Here is a 24066-nt window from a genome sequence, read left to right as displayed (position 1 = left end):
AAAATGGAGTAATTGTAGATGCTTTTTCTCCACAGCGTCGTGGCGTTGGAGATACTTGTGAAGTCATTATCGGGTACGACTTTTCTCTTCCTTAGGAAGATGGAGATAATGCAGAAGCTTATGTCAGATGCAAGTATTGTGGTCATGAGAATATCAAATATGGTTATGGTGAAGATGATTAATTAATCTACATCGTTGATAATTCCAAATTGTCCCTGAATAAGACAATCCAGGGGGACTGTCCCCTTGGTCCAAAACATGGGTCAACCCTTATGCAAAGAAAGTCTGGATAGAATAAATCTATACCAGGAGGAGGAAATAACTATGGGTGAAAGATTTCCTAATGTTGATTGGTGGTGTGATCGTTGCAACGCATCTTTAAATGGTCAGTCAGGGTTTGATGATTATAAGTATATTTGGAAATGTAGAGAATGTGGTCATAAAAATAGCATCTCAGCAGCTAATGTGTATGAATCCGAAGAAGATTACAGAAATAAGAATAATTGGTGATTATAATTGTAGAGCAACATAGATTGCCCTAGGTTCATGAATTTGACTAATTGCACCGAGGAACTTGTGGAATGTTCAGTAAACTTTTGTCGAGGGGGGATTTATGGATGGCTCTACTTCATAACGAATTAAAAATAACAAAGATACAAGAATTACTTGGAATAAAATTAGCCTTACCATCATATCAGCGTCCGTATAGTTGGAGTGTGAGGTCTACAAATACGCTTTTCCTTGATACTTATCATGCATATCAAGAAGGTACACAAGAATACAGAATTGGTTCTGTAATTTTACATAAAGAAAATGAAAAATACAACATTGTAGATGGTCAGCAGCGACTGACAACCATTTCAATTCTTCTATACTGTTTAGGTGATGAGACTCAAGGGCTATTACGAGAAAAATATAATCAATTATCTAATGATGTAATAGTGACTAATTTTGAAATTTTATCTAAGAGGATAAGTGAACTTTCAGAAGATGAGCAAAACAAATACAAACAATATTTACTAGAACATTGTAGTGCAGTTCAAATTGTCACAGACAGCGAGCAAGAGGCTTTTCAATTCTTTGATTCGCAAAATTCTCGTGGCAAAGAGTTAGACCCACATGATTTATTGAAGTCATATCATTTACGTGAGATGGATGATGAAGACGAACAGCAGAAAGTAAGAATTATCAACGATTGGGAAAATGCGAACCAGGATGATTTAAATGACTTATTTAAAAGTTATCTGTTCCCGTTGACGCAATGGTATAAAGGAAAGAATGGTTTGGGCTATTCTGCAAGTAACATTGATGTATTCAAAGGGATTAAAACCACAAATGTATTTAATTATGCTATCTATCATAAAGCAAGTAACCTTTTCTTAGAACAGTTTAATGCAAACGGAAGCAATGAATTACTTGCATCAAAAGCATTAAATCAATTTCAATTAACACAGCCACTAATCGCAGGAAGACGGTTTTTCCATTATACCCTTCACTATGGAAATCAACTTGAGCAAATACAAAATTTAATAAATAAAGTTCACACGAAAGAACAAATTCCGAGTAGACGTTCTGGGGATCTTTACATTAAACAGTTATATGAATGTGCGTTATTGTTTTTTGCTGATCGCTTTGGTATTGAAAGCCTATCTAAAGGTGTGATGCACCAATTATATTCATGGAGCTATTCTTTGCGACTTACTATGCATGCTGTGTATCCTCAGACAATTAATAAATATGCACGAGGAAAACATGAGCGGTTGAACAAAGATTTGGATCTGTTTTCAGAAATTAGTGATATGAACCATGCTGAAGAGTTAAAGCTCGTTGTTTTGGAGCAACCCGATATTGAGAATAAAAATAAAGAGAAGTACAAAGCAGTGTATGATTTACTTTGTGAATGGAATAGGTGGTAGGAGATGGATAATCATTTAAAAATCATACCGGTATCAAACATTTTTACTAATATCAGTTATGTAGTTCCAATTTATCAACGGAACTATGCTTGGGCAGAGATGCAAATTGAACAGCTGATAGAAGATATTAATAGTTCAATTGACGATCTTAATAAAAACTATTTTCTTGGAAATCTTATTGTTAATCAAACTGATAATAATGTTTATGAAGTAATAGATGGACAACAAAGGTTGACGACATTATTTCTATTAGAAAATTATCTTGGCATGAATTTTGCGAAAGATTCGTTGAGATTTGAAGCACGGGAAAAGTCAAACCGTACACTTCACATGATAAACAATAAGAACAATGGTGAATTACTGGAGGGATTAGTATCAGTTGAAATCTTAGCGGGTTATCAAATCATTGAAAACTATTTAAAAAAAACGAAAGAAATAGATAAAAATGAGTTAAAGAAAAAACTTGAAAAGGTTTTTCTTGTTCGTGTACAAGTTCCGCAAGGTATAGATTTAAATCATTACTTTGAAATCATGAATACTCGGGGTGAGCAACTAGAACTTCATGAAATAGCAAAGGCAAAGTTTTTAGAAGTTTTGGATACAGAACACGATAAAAAAACTGCAGCATTGATTTGGGAAAAATGCTCTGATATGGACTCATATATCCAAATGAATTTTGATCCCAAAGTTAGAAAGGCTCTTTTTACAAAAGATTGGTCTAACATCAAGGATCATATTGACGATTTTGATTCAATTAGAGAATGTATTCCGAATGATGAAGATGATAAACATTCTGTTCCTTTGATTGACATTCTAAAAAGTAAGAAGCTACTCAATAATGGAGGAAGTAAGGATGAAGGTGAGAATGAACGCTTTGAATCGACTATTTCATTCCCAAATTTTTTATTACAGGTAAATGCAGTCATTGGTAAGTTAGGAGAAGAAGATTCAACACTTGATGATAAACACTTTTTGAATAATCTATCATGGGCTTGGAATGATGCTGATAGAGCAAAGAACTTTTTATATCATATGTTAAAATGCCGTGTGTTGTTTGATAAATATATTTTGAAACGCGAATATGCTAGAGATTATAAAGAAACTGGAAAATGGTCGTTACAACGTTTAGAGAAATATAGTGATTTGAAAGGGGAAAAGCCCAAATATGTAGGTACTTTCGGCAATGATGATAGTCAGAATAATAAACAAATAAGAACGCTGCAATCCTGCTTGCGCATAACCTACACGTCACCTAAGACAATGCATTGGATTTCACTAGTCTTAACGAGGTTACTAGAGAATGAATCATATGACATCATTGAAATTCTTGAAGATTACTGCAAAACAAAAGTTATAAAATCAAATTTTGAGAATGCTAGTGGATTTGGTTTTGAAAGAATCGTATTTACTTACCTTGATTATCTTTTATACAAAGATGGGTATTCTTACTTGGATAAGGAAATAATCCCGCCAATGAGTGATGAATGGCAATTTCAATTTAGAAGTTCGATAGAACACTTCCAACCACAGCATCTAGCTGAGGGTGTAAATTGGGAATCGGATGACCTTGATGGTTTTGGAAACCTTGCGTTAATTACTGTGTCAGGAAACTCTAAGTTTTCTAATTTGCCACCTGCAGGGAAAATCAGCTCCTACCCAAGCATTTTCGAACAAAGCTTGAAACTGAAGATCATGCAAGAATTAGTCAATCTCGACGATGAAAAATGGACTGAAGAAAAAGCAAGTAAACATCAAGAAGAAATGTTTAGGATTTTGAAGGGTTAGTATTTACGAGTGAAAGTTAATGATATATGATGTAGATGTTTTATCGAAAACTTTCCAAACACTAACAAGGTATAAAATATTAATATTTCTTCGAGAACTAAGACATCATAGTTTTTACTGCACAGTACAACGATACTAGCTATACACAAGCATTATGAGACGATTACCCCGAAAGTAATCGTCTCTTTCTTATTCAAAGGATAAAATTAAAGACAAAAAAAGGTCCATACTCACTCAGTTGGTATTTTTGCTGTTTGTATAGGTAATTCTTAGTTACTAATAAGAACTAAGGAGAGTTGATTATTATGAATCTAGGTGAGCAAATATTATCAGATTTAGTTGCTACTTTAAAAGATTTGTATCCTAATATTGAAGTGGAAACTACAAAGAATAAATTATCTACTGTTCTATCAGAGTATTATTTTCAAAGAGTTGAGTTAGGTGAGGTGCATCCTGACCTTGAGGATAAAATAAAATTGTTCATCTCGGCAAAAAAACTAGAAGGTTTAAGTTCTATTACTCTAGACAACTACCTCATGGAATTAAGTATGTTTGCTGATATCGTAAAAAAGAAGGTAGAGGACATAACTACAGCAGATGTTCGAATGTATTTAAGTCGAGATGGGACCTTGAAAATGAGCACAATTAGAAAGAAATTATCTGTTTTAAAGAGTTTTTTTAGTTGGTTAGCTTCAGAAGAATATATTAAACGTAATCCAACGACCAAATTAAAAGCTCCAAAAGAGGAATGCCGACTTCCTAATTCATTATCAATTCAAGAACTAGAAATGCTAAGAGAATCCTGCGATACAGTCAGGCAGCGTGCTTTTCTAGAAATATTATATGCGACGGGTTGTAGATTGTCTGAAGTTCATGGATTAGATACAGCTGATATTAATCTACAAAATATGAGCACATTAGTTATTGGTAAAGGTGATAAACAAAGGGAAGTCTATTTTTCGATTAGAGCAATGTATCATTTAGATAAATATTTAAAAGGAAGAAATGACAACTGTGAAGCATTGATGATTACGGAGAGAAAACCTTACAGAAGGTTATCAAAACGAGGAATACAAAGAGAAATAGGTATAATCGCTCAAAAAGCAGGTTTACAAGACAAAGTAAGTCCCCATGTTTTAAGACACACTTTTGCTACTTTAACCTTAAATAATGGTGCTGAATTGGTTGCGATTCAAGAGCTCTTAGGTCATAGTTCACCTGATACGACACTAAGGTATGCAAAGATTACTCATGAGCGAAAGCGAGAGCAGCATAAAAGATATCTAATTCAATAATTGAAATTAGACTTATACTACGCATCAAACCTAAAACGCCCACTCAACAAAATGCTGAAGTGGGCATCTTTTTTTAATCTTTATAATCTTCCTTCCGTGGTGCACCATTATAATGTAATGATTCTATCGCTTCCCAGAATTTCTCTTCTTGTTCTGGTGTCGCATCGTAAACCCATCCACTTTTTAAATATTTGTCCAAAGCTTGATACAAGTCACCATTTTTTCCTTCATTCATATAATCTCTGTGATTCTTCTCCTCTGTTCTCTTTTTGTTTAGGAGGAGAAGCCAAAAGATGGTGAAATTAAATACAAAGATTGTTAAAAGGTCATTTACTACAGGAATTTTTTCTTCTGGGAATGGAAAAAGGTTGAATAAGAAGAATATTACCAATCCACCTATTATGGCGATGCTTAAATTCCTCTCATTCCAAGTTGAAATTACCACAAATAAAAAACTAATAATTGCCAAAGCAGTCATATAGTAGTCGTTGGCTCCGTAACCGAAAAACTTTAAAACTGCAATAATTCCAGAGATAATAAAATACACAATAAATACTTTCTTTGGTTCAAAAATATCAAACTTTTTTTTATCGTTCCCCAAATTCATCACCCTTTCTATGAAATCTGGACTATCATACCAAATAATGAAAGTATTTGGTAGTATAATCGAAAATATTTTTACCTAGAAAACTTTAAGATTTAATACACTATAAAGAAAGGATGTTATCTAATATGCCAAATATTCAAGGATTAGTAATAGTTATTATGGGTGCATCAAGTTGGAGAACAAATAATAAATCAAAGTTATTAGTTACGCAGTACAACGATACTATTTAATAGAAGAATGATATTCAACAATCGGGCGCTATTTTTGAAAAAAACTTAGATTTTCAAACGCTTTTTTGTTCTACTTTTAAGTACAGTGAAGTATCTTATATCGAAAATTAAGCAACTATATTTTAACCCCGTCCTAAATTTAGAATGGGTTATGCATGTTTTTGTTTTTAAAATTAAATAACTTTATTGTTTTTTTAAAGATGGCTGTTCTTAAGTCTTTTTCCTCTAATGTTGCGACAGCTTCTATAGTCGTTCTGTCTGAAAAACAAACCATATCTTTCAATTCCCCTGGATGTATTCCTGTTGCCAGTACCATTTTTGCAGGGCCTAATACAGTTTGGTCTGCAAAAGATAGCGCCGATAATGTGGTGTTGAACAAGAAGTATTTGGAACTAAATTATTGATGATTAGGACTCTTTGAGATGTTTATTCAGAATCAAACAAATCAGCTATCTGATTATAAATATATACTTTATTTAACCACCATGCTTGTTTAGTCATGTAGTAGTCAGAATACAAATCTGTTTGATCATCTGGACGATTAATCCATTTAATTTTAGTGGGTAATTTGTCAGAGTATGGACTATCTTCATAATATGCTGTTTGGCTCGCTGACAGTTTACTAAACAACTTATTCTCCAAAGAAGAATTGATAAAGTTTGTCGTTCTTTTGTTTTGAGTCCATTTAATCTCAACGCCTGTTTTAATCTTATGAATTGTATCTTCCCAAACCATACGAGCTGAAGTTTCAATATCTTCATCAGGCATTTCCCAAAATTTAGCACCTTTAAGTGTTAAAACGTCTCCATCTTTTTCGAAAACAACAATCAAAAATTTAGTATCTTGCAGAGACTCTCTTAATTCCGATTCTTTCCATGTTTCTTCGATAACTTCATCAAATTTGTATTCTAAAATTTTAAATTCTTCTTTGAGCTCCTTCTTCCCCTTATAGACAACCACGGTCTTAGGTTTAATATTAGCTTTCGTAATTTCTTGACCAAAATCATCTTCTTTTGCACCTTTAATACCCAGCATATGCTTTATGATTTCTGGGTTAGTTGATTTCGTATTATCTTTGACATTAAATTCCCTAGCTAAATCAGTACGTTTACTGCCGATATATGGTTTTATCTTTTCGAGAATAATGTCCACTAACGATTTATTTTGCAAGTCTAATGGATTAGTAACAATAGCTGGCGAAGGCTTTCTTCCTAATACATAAGTCCTGTATAAATAGGTCATATACCCTCCTTTTAAAGAATATGCCCTTTGTTTTGCGGGAATATGGGAACAAGGTTGCTCTCGAAAAGATTCTGCGGCCGTTTTTCCTTTCGTACACGGAGATAGATAAGTAGTGAGACGCTCAGACAATTCATGCGCTCGTCCTTGCTTAATATAATCGTCGATGATATGCCAATCTTGTTTGATGATGGCGAAGTCTACAGGATTTTGCATCATTTCATATAAAGCAACATCTGTAATAATGAAGTCATCCTTATTTGTTTCAGGTTTCCATCTATAAAAAGCAAGTTCAATAGTGTTGTTTTTATGTAAGAAGTGGCTTGTTTCAAATGGTTCTTTTACTACTTCCATATAGTTGATAATATTTAAAACTAATCTCTCTTTTGCGCTTAACGTACCATTTTTATTCTCTTTGATTGGAGTGGCTTTTAATTCAACACCAGCACTACGCATATCTGGTTCGCTATCGCTATCTTTTTCTTTACCAAACCAAGTCTCCCACGCATCACCAGCACCGGATTTATGTGCCCCAGTAAGAGATTGATTATTATTAATTCCTCTAAGGCTCTTTCCAATAGCTTCTAGCCCATGATTATGGACTTCAGCTTTAGTTTTATATAGTTCATCTGTCATTTTTTCATCCCCTAATTTAAAAATCAACATGAAAATCCAGCGTTAACATTATTGTACCTATTATTTGATCTCTTTTGAAATATACTTTATAATAAGTCATCGAAATAACGAAATGCTATATTAAGAGGTGAATGGGGTGGTTAAAAACCTTTCTTTTTATGTGGTATTAATAATCCCTAACAGAACTTACCGGTGAAGTTCTTTGCTTTATAACAACGTGCAAAATCAAAAATAACAATATGACGAAGTGGCGATATAATTCAACTTCGTGTAGATGAAGTATTAAAAGAAAGAAATATGACGCAAAGGGTAGAGAAAATGCATACGTGTATCCATAATATGTGATCCGTGAAAATGGATAGATTGGATGATAAGAAATATAGGATAAGAGGAAAAAGCCTTATGCCTATTAAACTAATAAGATAGCTTTAGCCTAAAGTTAGAAAGAATAGGCTAAAGGATCTTAAATTGATAACATAAAGATAGAAAAATGCTGCTTGTAAAAAGCCTTTCAGCCAGGGGCATGTTTATAAGTTGAAATATCCACTTGAAACAAGGTTTTACCTAAATGAGAAGAAATACGACAGAAGATAGAAGTACTTACAAATTTTAAAAGATTTCCGTTTGAGTACCAAGAGGCGAAATATATTTATGATAAAATATAGAAAAAGATGATTAAGAAGGGACAATTAAAGTGAAACCAACAATTTATGATGTTGCGGAAAAAGCAGGTGTATCAATAGCAACTGTATCCAAGGTAATTAATCAAACAGGACGTATTAGTGAAAAAACAATAAACAAAGTAAATCAGGTAATGGATGAATTAGATTACCAGCCAAGTAGTGTAGCTGCAGCGTTAACAGGAAAAAAAACATATACGATTGGGGTACTTGTACCAGATATCTCAAACCCATTTTTTGCTGAAGTAGCAAGAGCTTTTGAAAATAGTGCACGAGAATCAGGGTATACACTCATTTTATGTAGCACAGACCATCAAACAAAACGTGAGCATGAATATATTGATTTATTATTTAAAAAACAAGTAGATGGCATTATTATTGCGACGGAGCTAAATGATTATAAACTTGTTAAAAAAATCGTGAATCGAGATTTGCCGCTTGTTTTATTCACCGTAGATCATCCTTCCATCACAACTCATGTTGTGACAACTGATGATATGAGGGGAGGCTATCTAGCTGGGAATTATCTAACGCAGAAAGGCCATACATCTTTAACGATTATGATGGAGAAGGATAGAAAAAGTAGCTTAGGGAGATTGAATGGTTTCAAACAAGCTCTTACGGATTCAGGTATTTCGTTAGATGATGATGCTATCATTAGTTGCTATTCGACAGTGGAAGATAGCAAACGTGCAAGTAAAGAATTACTTAGCTTGCCTAACAGGCCTACAGCGGTTTTTGCTTGTACAGATTTGATTGCGATATGTCTTATGAACGAAGCAAGAAAACAAGGGCTTTCGATTCCGGAAGATTTATCAATTATCGGATTTGATAATACTATCTATGCTGAGATTGCTGATCCAGGGTTAACGACGATTGAACAGCCAATTACACAAATGGCAGCCTGTACGTTTGAACAACTCTTAAAAACGATGGAAATGAAGACGCATGCTAAGCAAAAAATTACCATTATACCGAAATTGGTAGAACGATCCTCAGTGAAGGATATTACATGATAGGTTTCTTTAGTGGTCTATTTGAATGTAAAAAAGAAGGTCATCATAACTATGAGAAGTTATGATGACCTTCTTTTTTTATTAAGAATTTATACTGAGAATTGCTCTTCACCTTCAGTATTTAAATCTCGTTTAATCTCATTTTCCTTTGGAATAGTAAGGAAATGAGTTAAAAATGCACCAAAGAAGTACAAACCAGCAAAGATCCACATCACGCCGCCTACTCCTAATGGGCCAATGAATGCAGTTACAACTAATGGACCAACGAATGCTGATAATCCTGAACCTAAATTTAAGACAGACATTGCAGCTCCTTTATTTTCAGGAGATAAAGATGGGACTAATGCTGTAAGAGGTACATAACCGGCAAGTGTTGCTCCGTAGCAACAGGCAACAAATAATATAGCCCAATAATTATGTCCTACCATTTGTGGTACATAATAGAGTGCAAGAGTTACAATTCCGCAACCGACTCCTCCGAACCATTTTATCGTATTTACCCAGCCAAACTTGTCTCCAACAATACCAAAAATAATATTAAACACCATATTTACAAAGAATAGAGTACCCCAAATTTGTAACCATTCAGTCATTGTAAAATTATATTTCATCATATAAGTAGGCAGGAAAACAACAAATCCAAACTGAGCGGCCGAGTTTATAATTTTAACAATACCACCTATACCAACTTTAGGGTTTTCAAATGCGATGGTAATGCCTTTTAGTAATTCACTTGATTTGTTAGCACTTACGGTTTGTGCTTTAAACTTGTCCTTATTTACAACAATAGAGAATAATCCCCCGACGACAACGAAAATTAAGGCGCTCCATAAAGTAGCGATTTCTCCGATTTTAGGAACCATATAGCTAGAATAGAAGGCCCCGATAACACTAAGTCCAAGCTGGAATACGAACCAGAACCAGCCAACTGCTCTTGAAAGCATTTGCTGCGGAGTACTGTAAGATACCCAGACTAAGAAAGAATAAGCAAATAAGGGATACCCAAATCCTCGTAGAGCGTAGCAAATTATTATTACTGGATAATTCATATGTTGAATACCTATACCTATGAATCCAATAGAACCTAAAATAAATGATACTAAACCAAACGTCATTACTTTTCTGGGTCCCCACATTTGTACAAATACCCCCGAAAACCAAGAAGAAGCAGATACAGTAATCCCGTAAATCGTAAACAGAAAAGCAGCGTGTTCTAGTGTTAGTCCTTTTTCAACGAGATAAGGGGATAACCATCCTTGTTCTAAACCATCCCCAATCATAAAAACAATAATCCCTATGTATCCCCAAGTTAAATTAGAAGGAATACCAATCTTGTCCATAAATGTTTTGTTTGAACTCATTGCGTTCATTCTCCCACCACCGATAAGTTTTTTGGTTAAGCGCTTAATTCTTTTTGATAAAAAAAGTATACGCTTACATAATAGGGTCGTCAATGAAATTTTTTGACAATTTACAACTTTCTTTTATAAGGGCATTCTATTTACTTATTGGACAATAAAATAATAATGAGTATGAAAAGAAAGGAATACCTTATAGATGGGGTTTACTATTTAAAAGGCTTATCTTCCCTTGTTATATCAGTATCTTAAAAGATTATTTTTGTAGCGGTTTAGATTATTTGTTTCTAATTATTAATTTGTATATGGACGTAGTACGTTTACTTGCGAAATTTGAAATTCGAATAAAAAGAAAAATATTCAAAAAAATAAAAATGTTTTCAATTTAGAATCAAGTGTGTATAATGAAGAAAAATAGGGAAAGCGCTTAACTTAATTTGATGTGCTAAACCTTATAGACTTTCATTTTGTTTCTTAAATTTAAATAAAGAGGGAGAAATCATATGAATGTTATAACGATTGGAATTATTGGGGCTGGACGTATTGGGAAACTGCATGTTGATAATTTGCAGCTGATGCCACAAGTGAAAATTAAAGCGGTTTCAGATGTAGTGATTAGTCATCTAGAAAAGTGGGCTGAGGATAAAGAGATTTCCACTTTGACTACAAATTATCAGGATTTATTAGCAGATCCAGAAATTGATGCTGTCTTTATATGTTCACCAACAAATACACATGCGCAAATTATTAAAGAAGCGGCTCTTGCGAAAAAACATATTTTCTGTGAAAAGCCTGTTAGTTTCTCAGTAGAAGAAACATTAGATGCATTAGAAGTAGTAAAAGAACAAGGAGTATCTCTTCAAGTAGGTTTTAATCGCCGTTTCGATCCTAACTTCAGAAAAGTCTATGATCTTATTCAACAAGGAGAAGTGGGACGCCCACATATTTTAAAAATTACGTCTAGAGATCCACAACCGCCAAGTATAGAATATGTTCGTTCTTCAGGTGGATTGTTTATGGATATGATGATTCATGATTTTGATATGGCAAGGTATGTGATGAATAGTGAAGTTGTTGAAGTATTTGCATATGGAACAACATTAATTGATCCGTCCATTCAGGAAGTAAATGATGTTGATACAGCAATTGTCACATTGAAATTTGCGAATGGAGCTTTAGGGGTAATTGATAATAGCCGCCAAGCGGTTTATGGATATGACCAGCGTCTTGAAGTGTTTGGTGAAAAAGGAGCGGTCGCTGCGGATAATTGCTGCCCGACAACAGTTCAAGTGTCAAAAACAGAAGGTGTTGTAAAAGATAAGCCCCTTTATTTCTTCTTAGAGCGCTATACGCAGGCTTACATTGAGGAAGTAACACAATTTACAAAGTCAATTATAGAAGGACAAGCTGTTATTTGCAGTGGTAATGATGGGTTACAAGCGGAGCGAATTGCGAAAGCTGCGAAGGAATCTTTATTAACAGGAAAGCCTATTCAAATTGAACATAAACAGCCTGCATTAAATCAATAAAGAGAGCGCTTACTTCTTGATAGATAAAGAGTAATGAGTAGTAGGTTTATAAAAATATGAACCATATCATTAACTCTTTCATAAAGCATAGGAGGTAGTAACAATGAATCCACTTATTTTTAAAGAAGATTGTCCATTAGACTTAATTGCAGTTGGACGTTTATGCGTTGATTTAAATGCCAATGAAACACAACGTCCTATGGAAGAAACAAGAACATTTACTAAGTATGTGGGAGGTTCTCCTGCGAATATTGCTATTGGTGCGGCACGCCTTGGCTTACAAACAGGATTTATCGGTAAAGTGTCCGATGATCAAATGGGTCGCTTTATTACAGGGTACCTAAAGGATAACAATATTAATACGGATCAGATATGTATTGATCGCACTGGTGCAGTGACAGGTTTAGCTTTTACAGAAATTAAAAGCCCTGAAGATTGTAGTATTTTAATGTACCGCGACAATGTCGCCGATTTAAATCTTGATCCAACAGAAGTATCTGAGGACTATATTAAACAATCAAAGGCTCTCTTAATTTCAGGAACAGCTTTAGCGAAAAGTCCTTCTCGCGAGGCGGTATTTTTAGCGCTAGAATATGCGCGTAAGCACGATGTAGTCGTATTTTTTGATGTGGATTACCGCCCTTATACATGGCAGTCAGAAGCTGAAACGGCTGTGTATTACAATCTAGCGGCTGAAAAATCTGATGTCATTATTGGAACGCGTGAAGAATTCGATATGATGGAAAAACTATTAAACTACGAACAATCTAATGATCAAGTTACGGCTGAAAGATGGTTTTCTCATCATGCAAAAATCGTCGTAATTAAGCATGGCGGGGATGGTTCAATCGCTTATACGAGTGACGGCCAATCAAACCGCGGCGGTATCTTTAAAACAAAGGTATTAAAGACGTTTGGCGCTGGCGACTCGTATGCATCTGCGTTTATTTATGGCTTAATGCAAGGGCTTGAAATTCCTCAGGCGATGCGATTAGGAGGCGCTTCTGCTTCCATTGTTATTTCCAAACATAGTTGTTCGGATGCAATGCCAACAAGGGCAGAGATTTCTGCATTCATGGAAACGGCTGAGGAAATTGTATAGAAACCTCAAAAACCAATAATTAAGTAAGGGCGTATCCTATTGGACGCTTCTACATTACATAAAAGGGAGAGAATGAATATGACAGTACAAACAGCACAAATTGTAAAAAACTACATTGGCGGCGAATGGGTAGAATCTATTTCAACTAAGATGGAAGCAGTATACAATCCAGCAACAGGGGAAGTAATCGCCCAGGTACCCCTTTCAACAAAAGTAGATGTTGAACAAGCTGTATTAGCAGCAAATGAAGCTTTCAAATCTTGGTCTAAAACAGCTGTGCCAAAACGTGCTCGTATTCTATTTAAATATCAACAATTATTAGTAGATAACTGGGAAGAGTTGGCGAAACTTATTACGATTGAAAACGGAAAAAGCTATAACGAAGCTTATGGTGAAGTTCTTCGTGGTATTGAGTGCGTGGAGTTTGCTGCAGGTGCTCCTACATTAATGATGGGAAAACAGCTTCCTGATATTGCGACAGGTATAGAATCTGGTATGTATCGTTACCCAATTGGTGTTATAGGCGGGATTACACCTTTTAACTTCCCGATGATGGTTCCATGCTGGATGTTCCCACTTGCAATTGCTTGTGGTAATACATTTGTGTTAAAACCTTCAGAACGTACACCACTTCTAGCAGCAAAATTAGCTGAATTAGCTGAAGAAGCTGGTTTACCTAAAGGTGTATTAAATATCGTTAATGGCGCACACGATGTAGTAAACGGTCTTCTGGAACACAAATTAGTGAAGGCGATTTCATTTGTAGGTTCCCAGCCAGTTGCAGAATATGTATACAAAAAAGGAACAGAAAACTTAAAACGCGTTCAAGCACTAGCGGGTGCGAAAAACCATTCCATTGTATTACATGATGCGAATCTTGAACTAGCTACAAAGCAAATTATTAGTGCTGCGTTCGGTTCAGCTGGTGAGCGTTGTATGGCTGCTTCTGTTGTTACAGTAGAAGAAGAAATTGCAGATCAATTAGTTGGAAGACTCGTAGAAGAAGCAAATAAAATTGTAATCGGAAATGGTCTTGATGAAGATGTATTTTTAGGACCAGTTATTCGTGATAACCATAAAGAGCGTACAATTGGTTACATCGATTCAGGTGTAGAACAGGGAGCTACATTAGTTCGTGATGGACGCGAAGATACAGCTGTAAAAGGAGCTGGCTACTTCGTTGGCCCAACAATTTTTGACCATGTTACAAAAGAAATGAAAATCTGGCAAGATGAGATTTTTGCTCCTGTTTTATCTATTGTTCGTGTGAAATCATTGGATGAAGCAATTGAAATTGCGAATGAGTCTCGCTTTGCAAATGGGGCTTGCATTTATACAGATAGCGGAGCAAGTGTACGTCAATTCCGTGAAACAATTGAATCAGGTATGTTAGGTGTGAATGTTGGGGTACCAGCACCAATGGCATTCTTCCCGTTCTCTGGCTGGAAAGACTCTTTCTATGGTGATCTTCATGCGAACGGTACGGACGGCGTTGAGTTTTATACTAGAAAGAAAATGCTTACATCTCGTTGGGAAAAGTAATGACTAAGAGAGAAGTAAAATCTCTCTAGTTGTTCGTAAGCGAAAGTAACGGAAGTAGTAAAACATAAGAAGGAAGTATTAGGAGACTATCAAATTCCTGATACTCCTTTTTCATATACAGAATGACTGATAGAGATAGAAAGGAGCAAACAATATGCAAACTGTCAGAATGACCACGGCGCAAGCATTGGTGAAATTTTTGAATCAGCAATACGTAGAGTTTGATGGAGAGCAACAAAAGTTTATTAAGGGAATCTTTACTATTTTTGGTCATGGAAATGTAGTAGGCCTAGGTCAAGCTTTAGAAGAAGACGCAGGAGAATTAGAAGTATATCAAGGAAGAAACGAACAAGGAATGGCAAATGCTGCGATGGCTTTTGCAAAACAAAAACATAGAAAACAAATTATGGCATGTACTTCTTCTGTTGGTCCTGGATCAGCAAATATGATTACCTCTGCTGCAACAGCATCTGCAAATAATATTCCCGTATTACTACTTCCAGGTGATGTATTTGCAACGAGACAACCGGATCCTGTTCTTCAACAAATTGAACAAACACATGACTTATCTATTTCTACGAACGATGCTTTTCGAGCGGTAAGTAAGTACTGGGACCGGGTGAACCGTCCTGAACAATTGATGACAGCTATGATTCAAGCCATGCGTGTTTTAACGAATCCGGCAGATACAGGAGCTGTAACAATTTGTTTACCACAAGATGTCCAAGGGGAAGCATGGGATTTTCCAAGTTACTTCTTCCAAAAACGCGTTCACCGTATTGAACGTCGTCTACCTACAAAAGCCAGCTTAGCGGATGCGGTTGAAATGATTAAGAGAAAGAAAAAGCCAGTTATGATTTGCGGTGGTGGTGTAAGGTACGCAGAAGCGGCAGAGGCACTCAAACAGTTTGCTGAGGAATTCCGCATTCCATTTGGAGAAACGCAAGCTGGGAAAAGTGCGATTGAAAGCAGCCATCCATATAATCTTGGCGGCATCGGGGTAACTGGAAATTTAGCAGCCAATACAATTGCAAAGGAAGCGGATCTTGTTATTGGAATCGGGACGAGATTTACTGATTTTACAACGGCATCTAAGCAATTGTTTCAGAATGAAGAGGTTGAGTTTTTAAATATTAACACTTCAGAATTCCATGCGAACAAGCTCGATGCATTGAAGATGATAGCAGATGCAAAAGAAGCACTTCTTGCTCTAATAGATGAACTGCAAGCAATTGAGTATCAATCTAGTTACACAGTAGAAATCGCTGATGCAAAAGAGGCGTGGGAAACAGAATTAGCACGTCTACATAATATTCGCTTTACAAGTCAAGGTTTCACGCCAGAAGTTGAAGATCATTTCGATGAGAATTTAAATGAGTATGTAGACGCACTTGGTACACAATTAACACAGACTGCAGTCATTGGACAAATGAATACATTACTTGATGAAGATGCAATTATCGTTGGTGCGGCAGGAAGTCTTCCGGGTGATTTACAAAGAATGTGGGCAGCAAATAAACCTAATACATATCACATGGAGTATGGTTACTCTTGCATGGGTTATGAGGTTGCCGGCGCAATGGGTGCAAAGCTAGCTGAACCATCGAAGGAAGTATATGCAATGGTAGGGGATGGCAGTTACCAAATGCTTCATTCTGAGCTTGTCACAAGTCTTCAAGAAAACAAAAAAATTAACGTCTTATTGTTTGATAACTCCGGATTTGGCTGCATTAATAACTTACAAATGGGCAACGGAATGGGGAGCTTTGGAACAGAGTTTCGCTACCGAAACCAGCAAACTCGTAAATTAGACGGGGCAATTATGAAAATTGATTTTGCAGCTAGCGCGGCTGGATATGGCGTAAAAACGTATCGTGTTACATCGATAGAACAATTACAGGAAGCGCTTATAGATGCGAAAAAACAAACAGTTTCTACATTGATTGATATTAAAGTATTACCAAAAACAATGACAAATGGATACGATTCATGGTGGCATGTAGGTGTTGCAGAAGTATCTAATAGTCAAAGTGTACAAGCTGCGTATGAGAGTAAAGTAAGTAACTTGCAAAAGGCAAGATCTTATTAGATTAGGACATAAAGAGAGCTTTTTATCTACATGCATATTGTTTAGTAAGCTCTCTTTTTAACGAACAGATAGGAGAATTTAGCGAAACTCTATAACATTTAGCGAAGAGGAGAGACAAGGGGATGTTCAAAGAAAACACGATTAAGCTTGGGATTGCACCAATTGCTTGGACAAATGATGATATGCCGGAGCTAGGAGCAGAAAATACGTTTGAACAATGTATTAGTGAGATGGCACTAGCTGGATTTAATGGAAGTGAAGTAGGTAATAAATATCCGAGAAATACAGTTGTATTGAAAAAATCATTGGAATTACGAAAACTGGAGATTGCTAGTGCATGGTTTAGTATGTTCTTGACAACGAAGCCGCTTGAAGAGACGGTACAAGCATTTATTAAACATAGAGATTTTTTGCATGAAATGGGCGCAAAAGTCATCGTTGTTTCAGAGCAAGGACATAGTATTCAAGGTTTAATGGATGTACCGCTATTTCAAAACAAGCCCGTTTTTACAGAAGAAGAGTGGGATAAGCTTGCGGATGGGTTACATCACCTCGGTAAATTAGCTCAGGAAAAGGGGCTACATATTGTATACCATCATCATATGGGTACGGGTGTTCAAACAACGGCAGAAATTGAAAAGTTAATGGATATGACGAATCCAGAACTTGTATCCCTGCTTTTTGATACAGGTCATCTTGTTTTTTCAGGAGAAGAGCCGCTTTATATTTTAAAAAAATATTTACCTCGCATTAAACATGTACATTTAAAAGATATTCGTAAGGAAGTAGTAGATGCTGTAAAGGAAAAAGATTTAAGCTTCTTACAGGCAGTGAAGAATGGTGCATTTACAATTCCTGGAGATGGCGTAATTGTATTTGATGAAGTGTTTACTACCCTTGCGAACTCTGAGTATAAAGGATGGTTTGTGGTAGAAGCAGAGCAAGACCCAGCTTTAGCGAATCCTTTTGAATACGCATTAAAAGCTCGAAAATTTATACAAGAAAAAGCAGGTTTGTAATTTAAGCATTTTAAGATTATCCCTAAGTAAATGGTATGGTAATCAACATGTCTTCTTACAAAAGGGGTAAAAAGACGTGACGGTTGGTTTTACATTTAATAAATAATATTGAAATAGGGGAGTATGTAATGCCATTAGTTCAAATGAAAGATATTTTAATAAAAGCAAATCAAGAGAATTATGGGGTTGGAGCTTTTAGTGTCGCTAATATGGAAATGGTCATGGGAGCTATTCAAGCAGCTGAAGAGTTACGTTCCCCGCTCATTCTACAAATTGCGGAAGTTCGTTTGAATCATTCGCCCATTCATATGATTGGTCCTTTGATGGTAGCTGCAGCGAAAAAAGCAACTGTTCCAGTAGCAGTTCACTTTGATCACGGTATGACATTTGAAAAGATTCAAGAGACGTTAGAAATTGGTTTTAGTTCGGTTATGTTTGATGGCTCTCACTATCCGTTAGAGGAGAATATCCAAAAGACAATAGAAATTGTAGCGCTTGCGAAACAGTACGGAGCGACGGTAGAAGCTGAGATTGGCAGAGTAGGTGGTAGTGAGGACGGATCAGAAGATATTGAGATGTTGCTGACAAGTATCACAGAAGCAAAACGATTTGCAGAAGAAACAGACGTTGATGCATTAGCTGTTGCGATTGGAAATGCGCATGGTATGTATAATGGAGATCCTGCTTTACGATTAGACCGCTTGCAGGAAATTAATGAGGTAGTTCATATCCCACTCGTTTTACATGGTGGCTCTGGCATTAGTCCAGAGGATTTCAAGCAATGTATTCAACATGGTGTTCGAAAAATTAATGTAGCAACAGCAACGTTTCAGAATGTAATTGCTGCGGTTAACACTGCTGCCCTAAATACTCCTTATTCAGATTACTTTACGTATCATCAAGATGTAATTGAGGCCGCATACGAAAACGTTAAAAATCATATGCTCATATTCGGAAGTGAAAACAAAGCATAACAAGAAAAGCTTTCTTCATTAAATAATAGAAGGAACTCTTAATTTAGTTAGCTGACAAAGATAGAGAACGATAGAGTAGCCATAAAAAAAGGAGGAGAACATCATGTTAGGTAAATTAGGTGAATTAAATGAAGGATATAATGTATTAACAGAAATGAACGGTCATTGCAGTGATATGTTAATGGATATAGGCATATATAAGATGTCTAATGGAAAAGAAGAGCTGTTATTTGATAATAAGAATGAAACGGCAGTACTTTTACTAGAAGGGGCAATTCGTTTAGAGTGGGATGGAATGGAACAAGTTATTCAAAGGCAGTCTGTTTTTGAAGAAAACCCTTGGTGTTTGCATGTGGCTAAAAATGTGAAGGTTACAATTACTGCTCTTTCAGATAGTGAAGTGCTTGTTCAAAAAACAGATAATGACCAAGAATTTGCGTCAAAGTTGTATACTCCAAATGAGTGTCAAAGTGTTGTAGCTGGAGATGGAGTATGGGAGGGAACAGCGCAGCGTGTTATTCGTACAATTTTTGACTATAACAATGCAGCATATTCTAACATGGTAGTAGGAGAAGTTATTTCTTATCCAGGACGATGGTCGAGTTACCCACCGCATCACCATGATCAACCGGAGGTATATTATTATCGCTTTAACAAGCCACAGGGATTTGGATGTGCAATGGTAGGTGAGGATGCTTATCGCGTTGTACATAATAGTTTTATTACAATTCCAGGTGAGCTAGACCACCCGCAAGCAACGGCACCTGGATATGCAATGTATTTTTGTTGGATGATTCGGCATCTTGAGAATAACCCATGGAATGATCGTATCATGGAGGAAGAACACAAGTGGTTATTAGAACCAAATGCGAAAATTTGGCCAGAAAAAGAATAGATGAAAATAAAGGTTCTGGACAAAAACGATGTCACTTGCAATTGTTTTTGCTCAGAACCATTAATTTTTTGTCAATTCAGGCAGGCTCTTATGTGAGGTAACGTAAGAGCCTGTTTAAATGTACTACCTTTTTTTATGTACAATAATAAATGATATAGACAGGGAGAGAAAATCCATATCCACTAAATTAGTAAATTTACGTATTGATTTTGCTTTTAAACAGTTATTTGGAACGAAAGGAAATGAGGAAGTTTTAAAGAAGAAAAGTAATTCTGGATAATAAGGACTTGTTCATTTTAGTTTAGGAAAAATTAAGATTTACTTATTATTACTTTAACTATTTAAAGTGAAACCTTAAGAGAAAGTTTAGATAAAATAAAATTTCGCGTTATAACATAATAATGTAATTTTTATTTGAATAACAAAAAATCTTATAAAAAGGGTACTAGTAATTATTATGGAGCGTGGAATTTATTGAGTACTACAGGAGGGTTTCATGAGTAAAATAATAGTATTATTAAGGAGTCTAGATAAAAAACTAATTTTAATTTTATGCATGTTTTGTATTATTAGTACCGCTGCAATTTATAGTAGTCAACAAACTGGTCAGTATGGAAGCACAAACTTTGCATTGCAGCAAGGTAGGAACTATATAATTGGTTTTGTACTGTTAATATTTGTTGCAAGTATTGATTGGGATCAATGGCAAAAGTTATCTTGGCCATTGTATATTGTTGGTTTTGTGGCAATTGTTATATTAAAAATACTACCGGAGTCAACGTTTACTCCCGTTAAATTAGGAGCAAAAAGATGGTTTCAATTTCCTGTTATCGGTCAAATTCAACCATCGGAGTTTTTCAAAATTGCACTAATTATATTTGTCGCCAATTTAGTAGTGAATCATAACGCCAAATATATGATTCGGACATATAAAACTGATTTCATATTGGTCGGAAAAATTATGTTAGTTTCAATTCCTCCTATTTCTTTAGTATACAGTCAGCCAGATACAGGTATGGTGTTCTTATACGCAGCATCTATAGCATGTATTTTATTTATGTCAGGGATTCAAAAGAAATTAATTGCATTTTGTACAGTCATCCCGGTAACTATATTATCTACATTAATATTTATATATATAAAATATCCAGATTTTTTCTTTAAAGAATTAGTTACTAGGTTAAAACCGCACCAACAATCACGCATTATAGGTTGGTTAAATCCAGCTGAAAATGCAGATCAAGGATATCAAACGCAACAATCTCTTTTAGCTGTTGGAAGTGGTGAATTACATGGAAAAGGATTCGGTCAAGGTAGTGTATATATTCCTGAAAAACATACTGATTTTATTTTTGCTACTATCGCTGAAGAAGGTGGATTTATAATAGCAGCTATCGTTGTATTGGTCTTGTTACTTCTTATATATCGAATAACTATAATTGCTTATTCAGCAGAGAATCTGTTTGGTACATTATTATGTGCTGGGACAATTAGTGTTTTAACACTACAAATCTTCCAAAACATTGGTATGATTGTTGGGATAATGCCGGTAAAAGGAATTGCACTACCTTTTTTATCATATGGAGGGAGTTCGCTATTTTCAAATATGATAATGATGGGGCTTATTTTATCGGTGCATAAAAATTATAAAAAATACATGTTTCAAGTTAATTAAAAGTTAAAAATGTGTAGGGGTGTTTTTGAAAATTTTAATTTTTGGAAATAAGATAGAGTCCGGCTAAAAAACTAGAGGACACTAATTCATTAAAGCAGCCATAAAAGGTGTTTTAAGAATTGGCGTCCTCTTTATTTTGAAAAAGGAGATGGGGAAAACATGAGGCATGATTCCTCTTTCCGAACAGCATATGAAGCTCGAGAGAAACTACTTCTAGATGAACAAGCAAAGCTAGCGAATGCAGAACAAGAGGGTATGGAAAAAGGTATTGAGCATGGTAAGATGCAAATGATTCGAGGGATACATGAAATTGGTGTACCGCTTTGAAACTATTGCAAAAGCAAGTAAGTTAAGTCTGAAGGAAATAGAGCGTATCTTGAAGTTAAAATAAATATATATGTGTCTACAGAACTCATGAGTAGAAAAAATTAGACGTTCATTATCATATTACGTCTAATCGTAAAGCATTGCTGAAGATTTTAGCAGTGCTTTTTTTCAATCAACTAATTATATAGAAAAGTTGAAAGAAGAACGTGAATAGTCCGAAACAAATATGTTTCGGACTAGGGGTTCGATATTTTATCCATTTTATTCAACATTTTTTAAGGATTAAGAGGCTGAATTTTCTGACTTATAGAGCAAGAAAAATGTATTACGTTAATCAATAGATACCCCACTAGAGACAATCAGTTTTGTTGGTGCTGGCGTATCTCCACCATTAAACGAAGAGTGTTGTGATACATTTAAACTAATCATGCTACATGCTAATGCACTTACTACTACCATACTTAATAACACTTTTTTTATTTTTTTCATTACTTTAACGCTCCTTTTCTCAAATGTTTCTTATCAGCATTATTACTAATATAGAAATATTTGCTCGCTTTAACATGATTATTTGCCTCGTAAAATTGGAGTGCTAAAATCTCTGCATATTCTTTTACACAATCCCACATGTCCTCTTTTTCAAAATAAGAAATTGCATCAGTAACTACTTTTTCTAGTTTAATTCTAGGTAGTTCTGTGATTAGTTCATTTAAAACTGCGAAACGATGCTTATATTCCTCATTTCCTGATTCATTTGTATACTTTATTCCTTGCTTGATATATGCTTTTGCTGTTTCAACGCCTTCTAATTTATAATATGCTCTTGCTAAGACAAATAATGCTTTAAAATGGTTCGGTATGGTATTTATAATTTCAGAACTCTGTCTAATCGCCAATGGATATAAATCTTGAATATTATATAACCAGCCTAAATTGGATCGTACTCGTAATAATAATTGTTCTTCATCATACTTCTTAAAAACATCAATAACCGTATTGAGACATTCTTCCGCTCTTTCAAATTCTCTTAGATCTATACAAGCCAGTCCATATACATTGTCGCATAAAGCAATATTAATTTCATAGCCTCCATGATTCCGGTATATTTCTTTGGCTTTTACTACATGTTGAATCGCTTCAAATGGTTGATAAGATTGATAACAGTAAGTTGAAAATCTATACTCAAACTCAGCTTTTTCTACATCATCAAGTATATCAATTAAAAGTTCTTCTGCCTTTTCATAGTGTGTTTTCGCTTCAGTATAATTTGCTAAAATTGTAGAGTGAATGGCCTTAAAGAAATAATAATAGTAAGCTAAAATTGAAAATTCCTCTTTGATATTAGGGAGTTTTTCTATTTGATTAAAAGAATCTTTTGTAATACTCATTCCATCTACCAAGACTTTATATCTAAAATTCAGTAGGGAATAATAGAATGATACATATTGGTCTGTTTCTATTTCCTTTAAACGTTCTTTTACTTGTAGATATATCTGTTTTGCTTCTTTTACATGATATAAACGAATTTCTTCATACCATTCATGTAATAATTCCATCAATTGCTTATTACTTTTTTCTTGAACAGTCATAATATCCCCCATTTCTCTGTAAAGGCTTATTCTGATAATAACAGGAAATAGATACATTAAATTTAACTACGATTTTTTTCACTAATATACAGAATATTCTGAATTATAACGATGTCCATGCTTTTAAATTTGAAAAAGTATAGTTAAGACAATACAAGTTTCGTTAATGCTTTTTTGATTTTTAAATGTTGTCTATTGAATACTTCTTATAAGAGGTGGCGTAGCACTATAGTAGAAAAAGAGAGGCTTATACTGTTATGGTATTGAGAAATATATAGGGCTTATTAAGCTTCAAGGGATTCCTCGAAAATAAATAGAAGTATATCCATATCTATTTACATTGAAGAGGGAGCGTTAGTTTATGATAAGTTTTGGGATTAATTTACGCAATATTATTAGTTATGCACAAGAGAATAGGAATCTTAATAATATACGGATTTTAACGAATTTCCCGAAAGAATTCTCCTTCCTCAAGCGTGTGAAGGGGGTAGGTGGGAGATGAATTTCGGTTTGGCGTAGCCAAAAGGTTTTCCTTTTTATTTTGCCTCTGATATAATCAGTCT

At 35.0% G+C, this 24066-nt stretch carries 18 protein-coding genes and 2 pseudogenes; 14 read left to right on the top strand and 6 right to left on the bottom strand.

Going from position 1 to position 24066, the window contains the following annotated elements:
• The first annotated feature begins 324 nt into the window (after positions 1-324).
• From JDS92_RS23235 to xerA, 4 genes are all read left to right on the top strand, one after another.
• Positions 325-510: a Sec23/Sec24 zinc finger-containing protein gene (locus JDS92_RS23235; RefSeq protein ID WP_199632583.1), complete on the top strand. Its 186-nt coding sequence runs from the start codon at positions 325-327 to the stop codon at positions 508-510.
• Between the two features lie 107 nt (positions 511-617).
• A complete protein-coding gene (locus JDS92_RS23230; protein ID WP_199632582.1) occupies positions 618-1916 on the top strand; it encodes a DUF262 domain-containing protein in 1299 nt (432 codons plus the stop codon).
• A gap of 3 nt (positions 1917-1919) precedes the next feature.
• The gene (locus JDS92_RS23225) at positions 1920-3701 is read left to right on the top strand and encodes a DUF262 domain-containing protein (RefSeq protein ID WP_199632581.1); all 1782 of its coding nucleotides are present in this window, start codon (positions 1920-1922) and stop codon (positions 3699-3701) included.
• Positions 3702-4006: 305 nt separating this feature from the next.
• A complete protein-coding gene (gene xerA / locus JDS92_RS23220) occupies positions 4007-4996 on the top strand; it encodes a site-specific tyrosine recombinase/integron integrase (protein WP_199632580.1) in 990 nt (329 codons plus the stop codon).
• Between the two features lie 73 nt (positions 4997-5069).
• Here the strand turns inward: xerA and JDS92_RS23215 are convergent, their stop codons facing one another.
• From JDS92_RS23215 to JDS92_RS23205, 3 genes and pseudogenes are all read right to left on the bottom strand, one after another.
• A complete protein-coding gene (locus tag JDS92_RS23215) occupies positions 5070-5597 on the bottom strand; it encodes a hypothetical protein (RefSeq protein WP_199632579.1) in 528 nt (175 codons plus the stop codon).
• A 375-nt stretch (positions 5598-5972) separates the two neighbouring features.
• Positions 5973-6191 (bottom strand): annotated as a pseudogene (locus JDS92_RS23210) (pyrroline-5-carboxylate reductase dimerization domain-containing protein); the annotation flags it as partial.
• Between the two features lie 68 nt (positions 6192-6259).
• Positions 6260-7708: a Sau3AI family type II restriction endonuclease gene (locus tag JDS92_RS23205; RefSeq protein ID WP_199632578.1), complete on the bottom strand. Its 1449-nt coding sequence runs from the start codon at positions 7706-7708 to the stop codon at positions 6260-6262.
• Positions 7709-8402: 694 nt separating this feature from the next.
• On the opposite strand from JDS92_RS23205, the gene JDS92_RS23200 reads away from it, so the two are divergent.
• On the top strand, positions 8403-9404 hold the full coding sequence (locus JDS92_RS23200) for a LacI family DNA-binding transcriptional regulator (protein ID WP_199632577.1): 1002 nt from the start codon (positions 8403-8405) through the stop codon (positions 9402-9404).
• A gap of 89 nt (positions 9405-9493) precedes the next feature.
• Here the strand turns inward: JDS92_RS23200 and JDS92_RS23195 are convergent, their stop codons facing one another.
• On the bottom strand, positions 9494-10774 hold the full coding sequence (locus JDS92_RS23195) for an MFS transporter (protein WP_199632576.1): 1281 nt from the start codon (positions 10772-10774) through the stop codon (positions 9494-9496).
• A gap of 491 nt (positions 10775-11265) precedes the next feature.
• Here JDS92_RS23195 and iolG point away from each other — a divergent pair, with 491 nt between their 5' ends.
• The 9 genes and pseudogenes from iolG to JDS92_RS23150 all read left to right on the top strand — a co-directional run.
• On the top strand, positions 11266-12291 hold the full coding sequence (gene iolG / locus JDS92_RS23190) for an inositol 2-dehydrogenase (protein ID WP_199632575.1): 1026 nt from the start codon (positions 11266-11268) through the stop codon (positions 12289-12291).
• A 103-nt stretch (positions 12292-12394) separates the two neighbouring features.
• Complete coding sequence (gene iolC, locus JDS92_RS23185) at positions 12395-13393, top strand: 5-dehydro-2-deoxygluconokinase (protein WP_199632574.1); 999 nt, start codon at positions 12395-12397, stop codon at positions 13391-13393.
• Between the two features lie 78 nt (positions 13394-13471).
• The gene (locus JDS92_RS23180; RefSeq protein WP_098100456.1) at positions 13472-14935 is read left to right on the top strand and encodes a CoA-acylating methylmalonate-semialdehyde dehydrogenase; all 1464 of its coding nucleotides are present in this window, start codon (positions 13472-13474) and stop codon (positions 14933-14935) included.
• A gap of 154 nt (positions 14936-15089) precedes the next feature.
• Positions 15090-17024 carry a 3D-(3,5/4)-trihydroxycyclohexane-1,2-dione acylhydrolase (decyclizing) gene (iolD, locus tag JDS92_RS23175; protein ID WP_199632573.1) on the top strand — a complete coding sequence of 645 codons (1935 nt, stop codon included), beginning with the start codon at positions 15090-15092 and terminating at the stop codon, positions 17022-17024.
• Between the two features lie 122 nt (positions 17025-17146).
• Positions 17147-18043 carry a myo-inosose-2 dehydratase gene (iolE, locus tag JDS92_RS23170; protein ID WP_199632572.1) on the top strand — a complete coding sequence of 299 codons (897 nt, stop codon included), beginning with the start codon at positions 17147-17149 and terminating at the stop codon, positions 18041-18043.
• 128 nt (positions 18044-18171) lie between these two features.
• On the top strand, positions 18172-19017 hold the full coding sequence (locus JDS92_RS23165; RefSeq protein WP_199632571.1) for a class II fructose-bisphosphate aldolase: 846 nt from the start codon (positions 18172-18174) through the stop codon (positions 19015-19017).
• A 103-nt stretch (positions 19018-19120) separates the two neighbouring features.
• On the top strand, positions 19121-19912 hold the full coding sequence (locus tag JDS92_RS23160) for a 5-deoxy-glucuronate isomerase (RefSeq protein WP_199632570.1): 792 nt from the start codon (positions 19121-19123) through the stop codon (positions 19910-19912).
• A 496-nt stretch (positions 19913-20408) separates the two neighbouring features.
• A complete protein-coding gene (locus JDS92_RS23155) occupies positions 20409-21587 on the top strand; it encodes an FtsW/RodA/SpoVE family cell cycle protein (protein ID WP_199632569.1) in 1179 nt (392 codons plus the stop codon).
• A 153-nt stretch (positions 21588-21740) separates the two neighbouring features.
• Positions 21741-21978, top strand: a pseudogene (locus JDS92_RS23150) (Rpn family recombination-promoting nuclease/putative transposase); the annotation flags it as partial.
• Positions 21979-22244: 266 nt separating this feature from the next.
• Here JDS92_RS23150 and JDS92_RS23145 read toward each other — a convergent pair.
• Positions 22245-22403, bottom strand: a complete 159-nt coding sequence (locus tag JDS92_RS23145; RefSeq protein WP_199632568.1) for a Phr family secreted Rap phosphatase inhibitor — start codon at positions 22401-22403, stop codon at positions 22245-22247.
• Complete coding sequence (locus tag JDS92_RS23140) at positions 22403-23503, bottom strand: response regulator aspartate phosphatase (RefSeq protein WP_199632567.1); 1101 nt, start codon at positions 23501-23503, stop codon at positions 22403-22405. The genes JDS92_RS23145 and JDS92_RS23140 overlap by 1 nt, the downstream gene beginning before the upstream one ends.
• Between the last annotated feature and the right edge of the window lie 563 nt (positions 23504-24066).

The organism is Bacillus cereus group sp. N12, assembly GCF_016483575.1.
GTDB classification, from domain to species: domain Bacteria; phylum Bacillota; class Bacilli; order Bacillales; family Bacillaceae_G; genus Bacillus_A; species Bacillus_A toyonensis.
The sequence above is the reverse complement of the archived record's forward strand: the minus strand, read 5'-3'. Positions and strand labels throughout refer to the sequence as shown.